Annotated in this window: 14 protein-coding genes; 9 read left to right on the top strand and 5 right to left on the bottom strand. The window is 69.3% G+C overall.

Features of this window, described 5'->3' with window-relative positions; all coding sequences use genetic code 11:
- Positions 1-5 precede the first annotated feature (5 nt).
- Entirely contained in the window at positions 6-827 is an 822-nt protein-coding gene (locus tag ACFYTS_RS07600; protein WP_387302141.1) for a GntR family transcriptional regulator, read from the top strand.
- Between the two features lie 122 nt (positions 828-949).
- Positions 950-1,489 (top strand): carboxymuconolactone decarboxylase family protein, encoded by a 540-nt coding sequence (locus ACFYTS_RS07595; protein ID WP_387302140.1) that lies wholly within the window; start codon positions 950-952, stop codon positions 1,487-1,489.
- Positions 1,490-1,498: 9 nt separating this feature from the next.
- On the opposite strand, the gene ACFYTS_RS07590 is transcribed toward ACFYTS_RS07595, so the two are convergent.
- Complete coding sequence (locus ACFYTS_RS07590) at positions 1,499-2,143, bottom strand: GNAT family N-acetyltransferase (protein WP_387302139.1); 645 nt, start codon at positions 2,141-2,143, stop codon at positions 1,499-1,501.
- Between the two features lie 110 nt (positions 2,144-2,253).
- Positions 2,254-3,033 (bottom strand): TetR/AcrR family transcriptional regulator, encoded by a 780-nt coding sequence (locus tag ACFYTS_RS07585; protein WP_387302137.1) that lies wholly within the window; start codon positions 3,031-3,033, stop codon positions 2,254-2,256.
- Between the two features lie 123 nt (positions 3,034-3,156).
- Between ACFYTS_RS07585 and ACFYTS_RS07580 the strand changes: the two genes are divergently transcribed.
- The 4 genes from ACFYTS_RS07580 (at position 3,157) to ACFYTS_RS07565 (ending at position 5,858) form a co-directional block, all read left to right on the top strand.
- Positions 3,157-3,534: a VOC family protein gene (locus ACFYTS_RS07580; protein WP_357281997.1), complete on the top strand. Its 378-nt coding sequence runs from the start codon at positions 3,157-3,159 to the stop codon at positions 3,532-3,534.
- An 82-nt stretch (positions 3,535-3,616) separates the two neighbouring features.
- Positions 3,617-3,970: a YciI family protein gene (locus tag ACFYTS_RS07575; protein WP_357281998.1), complete on the top strand. Its 354-nt coding sequence runs from the start codon at positions 3,617-3,619 to the stop codon at positions 3,968-3,970.
- A 29-nt stretch (positions 3,971-3,999) separates the two neighbouring features.
- On the top strand, positions 4,000-5,214 hold the full coding sequence (locus ACFYTS_RS07570) for an RNA polymerase sigma factor (protein WP_387302135.1): 1,215 nt from the start codon (positions 4,000-4,002) through the stop codon (positions 5,212-5,214).
- A gap of 137 nt (positions 5,215-5,351) precedes the next feature.
- Complete coding sequence (locus ACFYTS_RS07565; RefSeq protein ID WP_387302133.1) at positions 5,352-5,858, top strand: transglycosylase SLT domain-containing protein; 507 nt, start codon at positions 5,352-5,354, stop codon at positions 5,856-5,858.
- 40 nt (positions 5,859-5,898) lie between these two features.
- Here ACFYTS_RS07565 and ACFYTS_RS07560 read toward each other — a convergent pair whose 3' ends face one another.
- Positions 5,899-6,750, bottom strand: a complete 852-nt coding sequence (locus tag ACFYTS_RS07560; RefSeq protein WP_387302131.1) for an SDR family oxidoreductase — start codon at positions 6,748-6,750, stop codon at positions 5,899-5,901.
- Positions 6,751-6,859: 109 nt separating this feature from the next.
- On the opposite strand from ACFYTS_RS07560, the gene ACFYTS_RS07555 reads away from it, so the two are divergent.
- Positions 6,860-7,258, top strand: a complete 399-nt coding sequence (locus tag ACFYTS_RS07555; protein ID WP_357282005.1) for a helix-turn-helix domain-containing protein — start codon at positions 6,860-6,862, stop codon at positions 7,256-7,258.
- Positions 7,259-7,266: 8 nt separating this feature from the next.
- On the top strand, positions 7,267-7,746 hold the full coding sequence (locus ACFYTS_RS07550) for a nucleoside deaminase (RefSeq protein WP_357282007.1): 480 nt from the start codon (positions 7,267-7,269) through the stop codon (positions 7,744-7,746).
- Between the two features lie 98 nt (positions 7,747-7,844).
- Here the strand turns inward: ACFYTS_RS07550 and lpdA are convergent, their stop codons facing one another.
- Positions 7,845-9,248: a dihydrolipoyl dehydrogenase gene (lpdA, locus tag ACFYTS_RS07545; RefSeq protein ID WP_357282008.1), complete on the bottom strand. Its 1,404-nt coding sequence runs from the start codon at positions 9,246-9,248 to the stop codon at positions 7,845-7,847.
- A 128-nt stretch (positions 9,249-9,376) separates the two neighbouring features.
- Positions 9,377-10,378 (bottom strand): dipeptidase, encoded by a 1,002-nt coding sequence (locus ACFYTS_RS07540; RefSeq protein WP_387302129.1) that lies wholly within the window; start codon positions 10,376-10,378, stop codon positions 9,377-9,379.
- Positions 10,379-10,496: 118 nt separating this feature from the next.
- Between ACFYTS_RS07540 and ACFYTS_RS07535 the strand changes: the two genes are divergently transcribed.
- A complete protein-coding gene (locus tag ACFYTS_RS07535) occupies positions 10,497-12,566 on the top strand; it encodes a prolyl oligopeptidase family protein (RefSeq protein WP_387302127.1) in 2,070 nt (689 codons plus the stop codon).
- The last annotated feature ends 38 nt before the right edge of the window (positions 12,567-12,604 follow it).

The raw sequence follows: 12,604 nt of genomic DNA, 5'->3' as shown, positions 1-12,604 counted from the left end.
GCGGCGTGAACGCGCGCAGGGGGCGCATTCCGTTGTCGGAGCGGGTCTACCGCGCGCTCCAACAGGATCTCGCGGCCGGGGTGCTGGTGCCGACCGAGCGGCTCGGCGAGGAACGACTCGCCGAGGCGTACGGCGTCTCCCGGACCCCCGTCCGGGAGGCGCTGGCCCGGCTGCTGTCCGACGGTCTGCTGGAACGCCACCCCGACGGCCTGTACCCGTACCGCCCCCGCGTAGACGACCTGGGCGATCTCTACGAACTCCGAATCGTGCTGGAAGCCAGGGGAATTCAGCGGCTGCAAACCACGACGACCGGCTTTCCCGGCACCCCGCACGCCGCGGCGGCCGGCCCCGGTGAACCGATCACGCCCGCCCCCACCGCCGTATCGGCCACCGCATCCCCATCCATCACCGCCACGCCCCCATCCCTCAGCGGCATGCGACTCGACTCGGCCGCGGTCCGGCGGGAACTCGAATTCTGGCGTGACCTGCGCGACCAGCCGCCCGAACCCGACGCCGATCTCATCGCCGCGGACGAGCGTTTCCACACGGTCCTGCTGCACGCGGCGGGTAATGCCGCACTGGCCGACGCGCTCTCGGCGGTCCAGGCCCGCGTCCGCCCCGTGCGCGCCCTGGACATCCCCACACCGAGCCGCATCGCCGCCATGGCCGACGACCACATCGCCATCGCCGAACACCTGCTCTCGGACGAACTCGACGCCGCCCTGCGCACCCTGCTCGCCCACCTCGCCAGCTCCCGAGCCCATGTCCTCACCCGTGCCCGCCGCGCCCTGGAACTCACCAGACTCGCCCGAGCGGTTCGCGAATGAGTCCTGACCGGGCCCGCCCTGCACCGTCGGCGCAGTGCGCGGGCCGGTGTGCGGAAGCGCCGACTCGCGGCCCGCACCACGATGGTCTGGCGGGTGGCCCAGACAGGGTGTTGACTGGAGTCATGGTGTCGACGAAGCCACGCATCGCTCCCGGCCGTCTGCGGGAGCTCGGACCGGTCAACTGGGTTGTCTGGCAGGCGCTTTCCCGCGCCGCCGGGACGGACGACGCCCACCTGTTCAGCACGCTCGGCCGCACCGGCGGCCTGTTCCGCGGCTGGCTGCACTTCTCGGGGCGGCTCATGCCCGGCGGCAAGCTGCGGCGCTACGAATCCGAACTGGTCATTCTCCGCGTCGCGCACCTGCGCGAATGCGAATACGAGACCGACCATCACATCCGGCTGGGACGGCGCGCGGGCGTCACTCCCGAGATTCTGGACCGGCTGCGCGAGGGGCCCGCCGCCGCGGGCTGGACCGACAAGGAACGCGCCCTGCTCACCGCCGTCGACCAACTGGTCGCCACCCGCGACCTCGACGACGCCACCTGGCAGGCGCTGGCCGCGCACTACGACGAACAGCGGCTCATCGAGATCGTGCTGCTCACCAATCAGTACGAGGGCCTGGCCAGCACCATCACCGCGCTGCGCATCGAGACCGACCACTGACCGGAAGCCCTAGCGGCGCAGGCGGAAGACCGGCTGGGTGGCGGCCTCGTACGAGAGGCCGGGTTCGGCGGGGCGGACGGGCTGGATGCGGGCGTGCAGGTGCATATCGTGCCAGCCGTCGGTGTGCAGGCCCGCGCTGCGATTGATGCCCTCGAGGACGAAGCCGGATTTGCAAGCCACCCGGCAGGATTGGGCGTTGTGCACGGAATGACGTAATTCGAGGCGGTGGAATCCCGCCACCTCGAAGGCCCAGCCGACCAGCGCCGCCACCGCCCGCGGCGCGATGCCGCGACCGCGGGCCGCCGGGATCACCCAGTACGCGATCTCCGCCTCGCCGTGCCACAGCTCCATGTGATGCAGTGAGGCGCGGCCCATCAGCCGGCCGCTGCGGCTGTCCGCCACGGCCCAATTCGCCGCCGCGCCACTGCTCCACGACCGGGCCCACGAGTCCACCCAGTCCCCGACCTCCTCCACGGTGTCGGCGGTGCGCACGTGCCAGCGGGCGATAGCTGGATCCTGGAATGCCGCGTACACCTCGGGGCCGTCGCGCCGTAGCCACGGCCGCAGGACCAGTCCCTCCCCCACGGGAAGCACCGGCTGCGCTGCCCTGGTGAAGGTTTCGGCGGCAACGACTGCCGGGGCCGATCGGGGCATAGCTGAAATTCTGCCGCCACCCGCCGCTCCGTGCGGCGAAATTGAGACCGTCGTCCCGGTCGGTCTGTGCCAGGTTCGCGGAAGGGACAGACGCGCTCAGGGGTTCTCGATCAGTGTTCGGGGTGCTCGATCAGGCCCGCCAGCCCGTCGAGCACCCGGGCGAGACCGAATTCGTAGGCGTGGTCGGCGCTGTAGGCACTGTCATGCGCCTGCCCGGCCGTCTCGCCGATCCGCGCCGCCAGGGGGTAGCGCTCGGCGTCGAACACCCGGGCCAGCAGCGGAGCCGCGCGCTCCCACCAATCATGGTCGGATTGCCCGCTTTCCGCGGCCGCCCCGGCGGCGTCGATCGCGAGCTGCGCGGTGGAGGTCACGAACCCCAGCACGTACGTGAGCGCCGCGTCCATTTCGAGGTCGCCGAGACCGAGGCCGTCGAAGGCCCGCAGTTCGTGGTCGTACTTCGCCGCCACGCCCGGCCCCAGCGGCGGGCGCGTGGTGGGCAGGTACGCCACCCACGGGTGCGCCGCGAGCATGGCGCGGTTCTCGGCGGCGATCGTGGAAACCCGCTCCCGCCAGCCCATTCCACTCAGATCGTGGCGCTCCATGCGCTGGTAGACCGTATCGAGCATGAGATCCAGCAGTTCCGCCTTGCCCGGCACATAGGTGTAGGTGGCCATCGGCGTGATGCCGAGCGCGGCGGCGACCGAGCGCATGGTGAGCGCGGCCAGCCCCTGGGTATCGGCGATCCCGAGCGCGGCCGCGACGACGGCGTCCACGGTGGTGCGTTGTTTGGGCCCGCGCGCCGACCCGCCGGCGCCGGGCTCGCGCCAGAGCAGTTCCAGGGTTCGCACCGGGTCTCCCGCGCTGCTGCGTTCCCCGCCTTTCGCGGCCATTCGCGTCACCTCCGCCGCCGATCGTATCCATGTGACGGTCATCACTTTGCATCCCGTCGGGAATGTCCGTACAAAGTACAGCGTACATAGTACAGAGTTTACCGGCACCACCTAGGAGGACCCTTGAACGTCACCGCATCCGCGATCTCCCTGAACGTGCCCGACGAGACCGCCTCCGCGAAATTCCTCATCGACCACTTCGGCTTCACCGAGAAGATGTCGGCCGACGGTTTCGTCAACCTGACCCGGCCCGACGCCGGCTTCGACGTCATCTACCTGCGCACCGGCCTCGGCAGCTTCAAGCCGGACCGCATCGCGGGCAGCGCCGGCCGGGGCCTGCTGGTGGTCTTCGTGGTGGATGACATCGATGCCGAATACGCTCGCGTGCGGGGCGAGGGCGTGCCGATCGTGACGCCCATCGAGACCGAGCCGTGGGGCGAACGCTACTTCCAGGCGCTGGACCCCAACGGCATCGTCATCCAGCTGGTGCAGTGGGTCTGAGCCGGATGTCGATTCCGCCCCACCCCGTTCGAGGAGTAGGCGAGGGTCGAACCACGATCCCCACACGAAGGAGGATTCGACTATGCGACACCTGGTGCTGATTCGCCTGGACCCCGCCCAGGCCCCCGACGGTCCCGGCGACGACCTGATCGCGCGGGTCAACGAGATCATCGAGGAGATGACCAAGGCGGGCGTGTTGCTCGACACCGCGGGCCTGCGCCCGCCCGAGGAGGGCACCCGGATCCGGCAGTCCGGCGGCACGCAGACCGTCATGGACGGTCCGTTCACCGAATCCAAGGAGATCATCGGCGGCTACCTGCTGCTGCAGACCCGCTCCCCCGAGGAGGCCGCCGAATGGGCCTCCCGGTTCCTGCGCGTGCACGGACCCGAATGGGAGATCGAGGTCGAGGTGCGGCAGCTGGAAGGCCAGCACTGACTCCGCGGGAGGAGCGGGCGCGCCGGGCCGTGGAAGCGGCCTGGCGCATCGAATGGCCCCGGCTGGTGGCGGGATTGACCCGCCTGGTCGGGGATATCGCCACCGCTGAGGAACTCGCGCAGGACGCCCACGTGGCGGCGCTGGAACAGTGGCCGTCCGCGGGCGTTCCGCCGAATCCCGGCGGCTGGCTCATGCTCACCGCCAAACACCGGGCGGTGGACCGCATCCGGCGCGACGCGAACTTCGCCCGGAAGCTGGAACTACTGGGCCGGGAGGCGATCATCGCGGAAGCGCCGGTGGGCGAACCGGACCCGGTGATCGCCGACGACCTGTTGCGCATGATCTTCACCGCCTGCCACCCGGTGCTCACGCCCCCGGCGCGGGCGGCGCTCACCCTGCGCATGGTGGGCGGGTTGACCACCACCGAGATCGCCCGCGCCTACCTGGTCCCGGAATCGACGGTGGCGCAACGGATCGTGCGCGCCAAACGCACCATCGCCGCCAAAGGGATCCCCTTCGAGGTACCGGAGGGCGCGGAGCTGACCGCGCGACTGGACTCGGTGCTCGAAGTGATCTACCTGATCTTCAACGAGGGCTACGCGGCCACCTCCGGCGAACGCTGGGTGCGCGCCGAACTGTGCGAGGACGCGCTGCGCCTGGCCCGCATCCTCACCGGACTGCTGCCCGCGGAACCGGAGGCGCACGGCCTGGCGGCCCTGCTGGAATTGCAGGCCTCACGCACCACGGCCCGCAGCGATTCCGGCGGCGGCCCGATCCTGCTCCCCGACCAGGACCGTTCCCGCTGGAACCGCCTGTACATCGAACGCGGACTCGCGGCCCTGGCCCGCGCCCACACCCTGAACCGGACGCGGGAACTCCCGCCCGGCCGCTACGCCCTGCAGGCCGCCATCGCCTCGGTGCACGCGGTGACCCCGGCTGCCGCCGACACCGATTGGCGGCGCATCGCCGGACTGTATGCCGTGCTCGCGCAACGATTCCCGTCACCGGTCGTGGAGTTGAACCGCGCGGTGGCGGTGGCGATGGTGCACGGGCCCGCGGCGGGCCTGGAGTTGATCGACGCGGTCGCAGCGGATCTGGACGGCTATCACCTGCTGCACGCCGTGCGCGGGGATCTCCTGGAGCGGCTGGGCCGGACCGCCGAGGCGCGGGCGGCATTCGAGCGGGCGGCCGAACTCACCGCCAATGACAGCGAGCGCGAACTGCTTCGCGGGCGGGCGCGCTGACCAGCGAATCAACGCTGATCAGGCAGATCCCCGCGTGTCGCTCACCCCGTCACCGAAGTCCAAGGGCGTACGGTCGGTTTCTGATTGGAAGACACATGGGGTCTGTTTTTTCGTGAACGACACGGAAGGACCAGGCGTTGCCCGCTTCCCACGAGAACACCGCCCGCCGGCGCCCGATCCGAGTAGCGGTACTCGGACTGCTGACGGCGGCCATCGCGCCCTTGACGGTCGGCGTCACGCACGCCGACGCCCGCACCGAGATCGCCAACCCCGTCTCCGCCACCGGCGTCCCGGTCGCGCTTCCCATCGATCCGGCCTCGCTGCTGCAACTGGTCGGCTCGGCCCAGCGTTTTTCGAAGCCCGCCCTGCAGACCATGTCCCGCTTCATGGTCCCGTTCGACCAGTGGGATTCGTTCAACCACATCATCACCCGCGAGAGCGACTGGCAGGTGTTCGCGATCAACCCGACCTCGGGCGCGTACGGGCTGCCCCAGGCCCTCCCCGCGCACAAGATGTTCAGCGAGGGCCCGGACTGGATGTTCAACCCGCTCACCCAATTGCGCTGGGCCTATCGCTACATGGTCGAACGCTACGGCAGCCCGAACAACGCGTGGGCGTTCTGGCAGGCCCACAACTGGTACTGAGCCCGCCCGTCCGCCCGATCGGTTCAGCCCGATCCCTCGATCAGTTCAGGGCCGCCCGGAACACCTCGGCCACCGGGGTGGTCGGGCGGCCCAGCAGCCGCTGCAGGTCGCCGGAGTCGACGGCCAGGATGCCGCCCGCGATCCCGGCGTCGGCGTCGGCCAGCACCGCCGCGTATCCGGCGTCCAGGCCCGCGCCCTGCAGCGCGGCCGCGTAATCCTGCCGCGGCAGATCCTCGTAACGGACCGGCTTGCCGGAGACCTCCGAGATCACCTGCGCCAGTTCGGCGTACGAGAGGGTCTCGTCGCCGCCGAGCTCGTAGACCTTGCCCTCGTGCCCGTCGGTGGTGAGCACCCGGGCGGCCGCCTCGGCGTAGTCGGCCCGCGCCGCGCCGGATACCTTGCCGTCCCCGGCCGCGCCGTGCAGCACGCCGCTCGCGACGGCGTGGCCCAGACCACCGGCGTAGTTCTCCCAGTACCAGCCGTTGCGCAGCAGGGTGGTCGGGATGCTCGCCCCGGCCAGCACCGCCTCGGTGCCGATGTGCTCCTGGGCGAGGATCAGCGGATTGCGGTCGGCCTGCGGAATGCTGGTGTAGGCCAGCAGTTTCACGCCCGCGGCCTCGGCGGCACGCACCACATTGGTGTGCTGGGCGACACGCTTGCCGAACTCGTTGCCGGAGACCAGCAGCACGCGGTCGACGCCCCGGAAGGCGCGTTCCAGCGCCGCCGGATCGTCGAAGCTCGCGACCCGCACCTCGACACCGCGCTCGGCCAGGTCGGCCACCTTGGCGGGATCGCGGACCACGGCGACGACGGGCTGCGACCCGTCCTTCAGCAGCGCCTCGACGACCAGGCGACCCAGCTGACCACTGGCTCCGGTGACTGCGACGGTCATGACTACCTCCAGGTTGGATGGAATGAACTGCACGCTCGACATGTACTAACTAATAGTAAGCACATGCTATTCCTGAACCGCTACCCGAATGACAGGTAACCTGAATCTCATGAACGCCCGGCCTTCCGACCAGTCCTTCGCGGACGACCCGACCCTGGAAGCCGACGTCTTCGCCCGCAACTGCGCCTCCCGCCCGGTCCTGCAGGACGTCGCCAGCCGCTGGGGCGTGCTCGCCCTGGCCGCCCTGCGCGAGGGCCCCTACCGCTTCTCGGCACTGCGCCGCCGGGTCGACGGCATCTCCGAGCGCATGCTCTCCCAGACCCTGCAGACCCTGGAACGCGACGGCATGGTCAATCGCGAAGTCCAGCAGTCCATCCCGCCGGTGGTCGAGTACACCCTCACCGACCTCGGCGCGCGGGTCGCCGACCAGCTCGTCGGCCTCATCGACATCCTCGAGTCCAATATCGCGACCATCGAAGCGGCCCAGTCCGCCTACCACCGCCCGTAAGGAGCCGCATGTCCGCCGACACCGATCTGCACTACCTGGAACGCTGCGTGGAACTGGCCGCCGAGGCCCTCGACGCGGGCGACGAGCCGTTCGGGTCCCTGCTGGTCGACGCGGACGGCCAGGTCCTGGCCGAGGACCGCAACCGGGTCTCCGGCGGCGACGCCACCCGCCACCCCGAATTCGAACTGGCCCGCTGGGCCGCCGACCACCTCACCCCCGAGCAGCGCGCCACCGCCACCGTCTACACCTCCGGCGAACACTGCGCCATGTGCTCGGCCGCCCACGCCTGGGTCGGCCTGGGCCCGATCGTCTACGCCGCCTCCACCGCCCAACTCACCGAGTGGCTCACCGAGTTCGGCGTCCCCGCGGGCCCGATCCGTCCCCTCGCCATCCAGGAAGTGGCCCCGTCCATCCCGGTCTCGGGCCCCTTCCCGGAACTCACCGACCGCGTCTACGCCCTGCACCGCCGCCTGCACCTGGCGGACTGACCACATCGACGAAAACGGCCTGGTGCCAGCGCTTTACGCTGACACCAGGCCGAAATCTCGCAGGGGTTCGGGGGCGAAGCCCCTGAGACCCTTCGGAGTCAGAAGTTGATCATGTGGCCGGCGAGGCCGTGGATCGCTTCCTGAATGGCTTCCGACAGGGTCGGGTGGGTGTGGACGTTGCGGGCGACCTCGTTGACCGTGAGGTCCCACTTCTGGGCCAGGGTCAGCTCGGGGAGCAGCTCGGAGACGTCCGGGCCGATCAGGTGGCCGCCGAGCAGTTCCCCGTACTTGGCGTCGGAGATCAGCTTGACGAAGCCCTGCGCGTCGCCGAGGCCGTGCGCCTTGCCGTTCGCGGTGAACGGGAAGGTGGCGACCTTGACGTCGTAGCCCTCGTCCTTGGCCTGCTGCTCGGTGAGGCCGAAGGAGGCGACCTGCGGCTGGCAGAAGGTGGCGCGCGGCATCATGCGGTAGTCGCCCAGCGCCTGGGTCTCCGCGCCCGCGATGGTCTCGGCCGCGACCACGCCCATCGCCTCGGCGACGTGCGCGAGCTGCAGCTTGGCGGTGACGTCACCGATGGCGTAGATGCCGGGGACGTTGGTGCGCATGTAGTCGTCGATGGCGATGGCGCCGCGGTCGGTGAGCGCGACGCCGGTGTTCTCCAGGCCGTAGCCCTGCACGCGCGGCGCGAAGCCGACGGCCTGCAGCACCTTGTCGACGGTGACGGTCTCGATGGCGCCGGTCTTGTTGTCCTTGATGGCGACGGTGACCTTGGAGCCGTCGTCTTCCATGGACTGCACGGCCGCACCGGTGGTGATGGTGATGCCGAGCTTCTTGTACGCCTTGGTGATCTCCTTGGAGACGTCGGCGTCCTCGTTCGGCAGGGCGCGGTCCAGGAACTCGACGATGCGCACGTCCACGCCATAGTTCTTGAGGACGTAGCCGAACTCCATGCCGATGGCGCCCGCACCCACGATGAGGATGGAGCCCGGCAGGTCGCGGGTGAGGATCTGCTCCTCGTAGGTGACCACGTTGGCCGACAGCGAGGTGCCCGGCAGCAGCTTGGTCTCGGTACCGGTCGCGATGATCACGTTGTCGTACGTGATCTCCTCGGTGCCGCCCTTGGTCAGCGCGACCGAGAGCGACTTCGGACCGGTGAACGTGCCCGTCCCGTCGAACTCGTCGATCTTGTTCTTCTTCATCAGGAAGTGGACGCCCTTGACCCGGCCGTCCGCGACCTTGCGGCTGCGGTCGAACGCCGCGCCGAAGTCGAAGGTCGCGTTACCCGAGATACCGAAGGTCTTCGCTTCCTTGGTGAAGATATGAGCCAGCTCCGCGTTACGCAGCAGCGCCTTGGACGGAATGCAGCCCACGTTCAGGCACACGCCACCCCAGTATTTCTGCTCGACGATCGCTGTTCGCAGGCCGAGTTGAGCGGCACGAATCGCGGCGACGTAACCGCCGGGACCAGCGCCGAGAACGACGACATCGTAGTGGGAAGTCACGGCTTCGAGACTAGACCTGTTGCCGGGTGCTCACTCAGCCATCCCCCGCCCGGGTGAGACCGGGACCACGTGAGAGCGGTCACTCCCACACTATGGAAACGACCGATCAGTTCGCTATGCAGGCGGAATCAGCCGCGCCACACCTGCCGGGCGACGCGCGCGAAGTTGCCGCCGAAGACGGCCGCCCGGTCCGCCACGGAGAAGCCGCGGTCGGCGAGCGCCGCGTCCAGGCCGCGCACCCCCGACGTGCCGAGCAGATCTTCCGGTGGCGTCCACTGCAATTGGCCGTAGCGGAGGTACTCCTCGGAATAGCTCTCCGGATTCTCGGCCAGCTCCCGATTGAAATCGTCGGCGTCGAAGGAGTAGTCCGAGCCCACCCCGACGTGCTCGATACCGACCAGTTCCGCCCCGTAGGCGATGTGGTCGGCCATGGCCTCCACCCGCCCGGCCCGGTCGGCGGGCTCGTTGCGGCCCAGGAAGATGCCGACCCCGTTGACACCGATCACCCCGCCGGTGGCCGCGCACGCCTTGGCCTGCTCGTCGGCGATATTGCGGGGATGCTCCCACAGCGCCGCGAAATTCGAGTGGCTGTAGATCATCGGGACGCTGGTGGCCTCCGCGATGTCGAGGCCGGTGCGGCGCGAGCAGTGCGACCCGTCGGCGAACACGCCCACCTCGTTGAGGGTGCGGATCAGGTCGCGTCCGTAGGCGGTGAGCCCGGTGTCCTCGGTGTCGAGGCAGCCGCAGCCGGCGGCATTGGCGTGGTTGTAGGTGGGCAGCAGCGAGCGCAGGCCCAGTTCGTGGAACAGCTCGACATTGTCGAGGTCGCCGTCCAGCGGCCCGGCGTCCTCGAGGTCGAAGGCCAGCGCGATGGTGGACTCGGTCTCCGCGGTCGGTGTGCTCGGCCAGGCGTCCTCGATGTCGTGCACCAGCCGGAAACGGCCGTCGGTCAAGGCATCCCGCCGCAGCTGGGTGACCAGTTCCAGCGAGTCGCGGGTGGTCTGCGGCGAATACCCGATGTTCACCGAGAGATACGAGCCCAGCGGGTACCGAATCAGCTCGGTGACGTCAGCGGTCGGCAGTAATGGCAGGCAGCAGTGCTGTTCCCACAGCCGGGGCTCATGCGACACCCGGCAATCCTACTGACCGGACGGAGCGGTCGGCGCCACCCGCGCCCGGCCGACCTTGCCACCGTGCTGGGCAACACGTTCGCGACCGGCGAACGCGCCCCTGGGCAACAATGAGGGCATGACCGGTGTTGGAGAGGGTGTGACGGACCCCTACCTGTGGCTCGAAGAAGTCGAGAGCGACCGCGCATTGGCGTGGGCCGAGGAACGGAACGTGGTGTCGAAGGAGCGTTTCGCCTCGACCGAGCGTTTCGGCGAACTCGAGGCGCGTGTGCTCGCCATGCTCGATACCGACACCCGCATCGCCTATCCGAGCCGGCGCGGCCCGTGGCTCTACAACTACTGGCGCGATCGTGAGCACCCCAAGGGCCTGTGGCGGCGCACCACCTTCGCCGAATACGCCAAGACCGAGCCGGACTGGGAGATCCTCATCGACCTGGACGCGCTGGCCGCGGCCGAGGGCGAGAACTGGGTATGGGGCGGCGCGGCGGTGAAGCGCCCGGAGCAGCGGCGTGCGCTGATCAGCCTGTCGCGCGGCGGCGCGGACGCCAAGGTGATCCGCGAATTCGATATCGAGGCAAAGACTTTCATCGACCCGGCGGACGGCGGCTACCACCTCCCCGAGGCCAAGTCCGACTACGCCTGGATCGATCACGACACCATCTACGTGGGCACGGACTTCGGCCCCGGTTCCCTCACCGACTCCGGCTATCCCCGGGTGGTGAAGCGCTGGCGGCGCGGAACCCCCTTGACCGAGGCCGAATTCGTGTACGAGGGCCTGTCCACCGACGTGGCCGTCTCGGCGGGCTACGACCGCACCCCCGGCTACGAACGGCACTACGTGAGCCGCGCCACCGACTTCTTCAACGAAGAGGTCTACCTGCTCGAATCCGATGACACCTTGCGGCTCATCGAGGCTCCCACCGACGCCGACGTCTCCTGGAACAAGGAGTGGCTGCTGGTGCGGCCGAAGACCCCGTGGGAGGTGAACGGCTCGACCTATCCGGCGGGTGCGCTGCTGGCCGCCGACTTCGAGGAATTCCTCTCCGGCGCACGCGATTTCGAGGTGCTCTTCACCCCCGACCCGCACACCGCCCTGCACGGCTACAGCTGGACCGAGAACCACCTGCTACTGGCCACCCTGCACGACGTGCAGACCGAACTGCACGTGCTCACCCCCGGTCCGGACGGCTGGACCCGCGCGCCGCTGGCCGACGCCCCGGCCATGTCCACCACCAGCGTGATGAACCTCGACCGGCTCGAGGGCGGCGACGAATTCATGCTCTCCACCAGCAGTTTCACCAGCCCGGCCACGCTCATGTCGAGTTCGGTCGGCGGCTCGGTGGAGGTGCTGAAGCAGGAGCCCGCGTTCTTCGACGCCGACGGCATGGAGACCGAGCAGTTCTTCGCGCGTTCCGACGACGGCACCGAGATCCCGTATTTCGTGATCCGCCACCGTGATCTGCGGGGCACCCCCGGACCGACCGTCATGTCCGGCTACGGCGGCTTCGAGGTGTCGCGCCGCCCGGCCTACAGCGGCGCGGTCGGCATGGGCTGGCTGGAACGCGGCGGCACTTACGTCATGACCAATATCCGCGGCGGCGGCGAATACGGCCCCGAATGGCACACCTCGGTGCTGAAGGCCAACCGGCACAAGGCCTACGAGGATTTCGCCGCCATCGCCCGCGACCTGGTGGCGCGCGGCATCACCACCCACGACCAGCTGGGCGCGGTGGGCGGCAGCAACGGCGGCCTGCTCATGGGCGTCATGCTGACCCGCTACCCGGAGCTGTTCGGGGCCATCGTGTGCCAGGTGCCGCTGCTGGACATGAAGCGCTACCACCTGCTGCTGGCGGGCGCGTCCTGGATGGCCGAGTACGGCGACCCGGACAAGCCCGAGGAGTGGGCGTACATCTCCGAGTACTCGCCCTACCAGAACACCAGCGCCGAGCAGACCTATCCGCCGATCCTGCTCGCCACCTCCACCCGCGATGATCGCGTGCACCCCGGCCACGCCCGGAAGATGGCCGCGCGCTTGGCATCCGAGGGCCACGAGGTCTGGTATTACGAGAACATCGAGGGCGGTCACGGCGGCGCCGCGGACAACAAGCAGTCCGCGTTCCAGGCCGCGTTGGTCTACGAGTTCTTCCTGCAGCAACTGATGGACGGTGAACGGCCGCGTCGCGCTTGAAAGATCCGCCCGTTTCGGAAAGATCGGACTCGGTTGCC

It is taken from the genome of Nocardia sp. NPDC004151 (genome assembly GCF_042874235.1).
Lineage (GTDB): Bacteria > Actinomycetota > Actinomycetes > Mycobacteriales > Mycobacteriaceae > Nocardia.
This window is presented reverse-complemented; position numbering and strand designations above follow the sequence as displayed.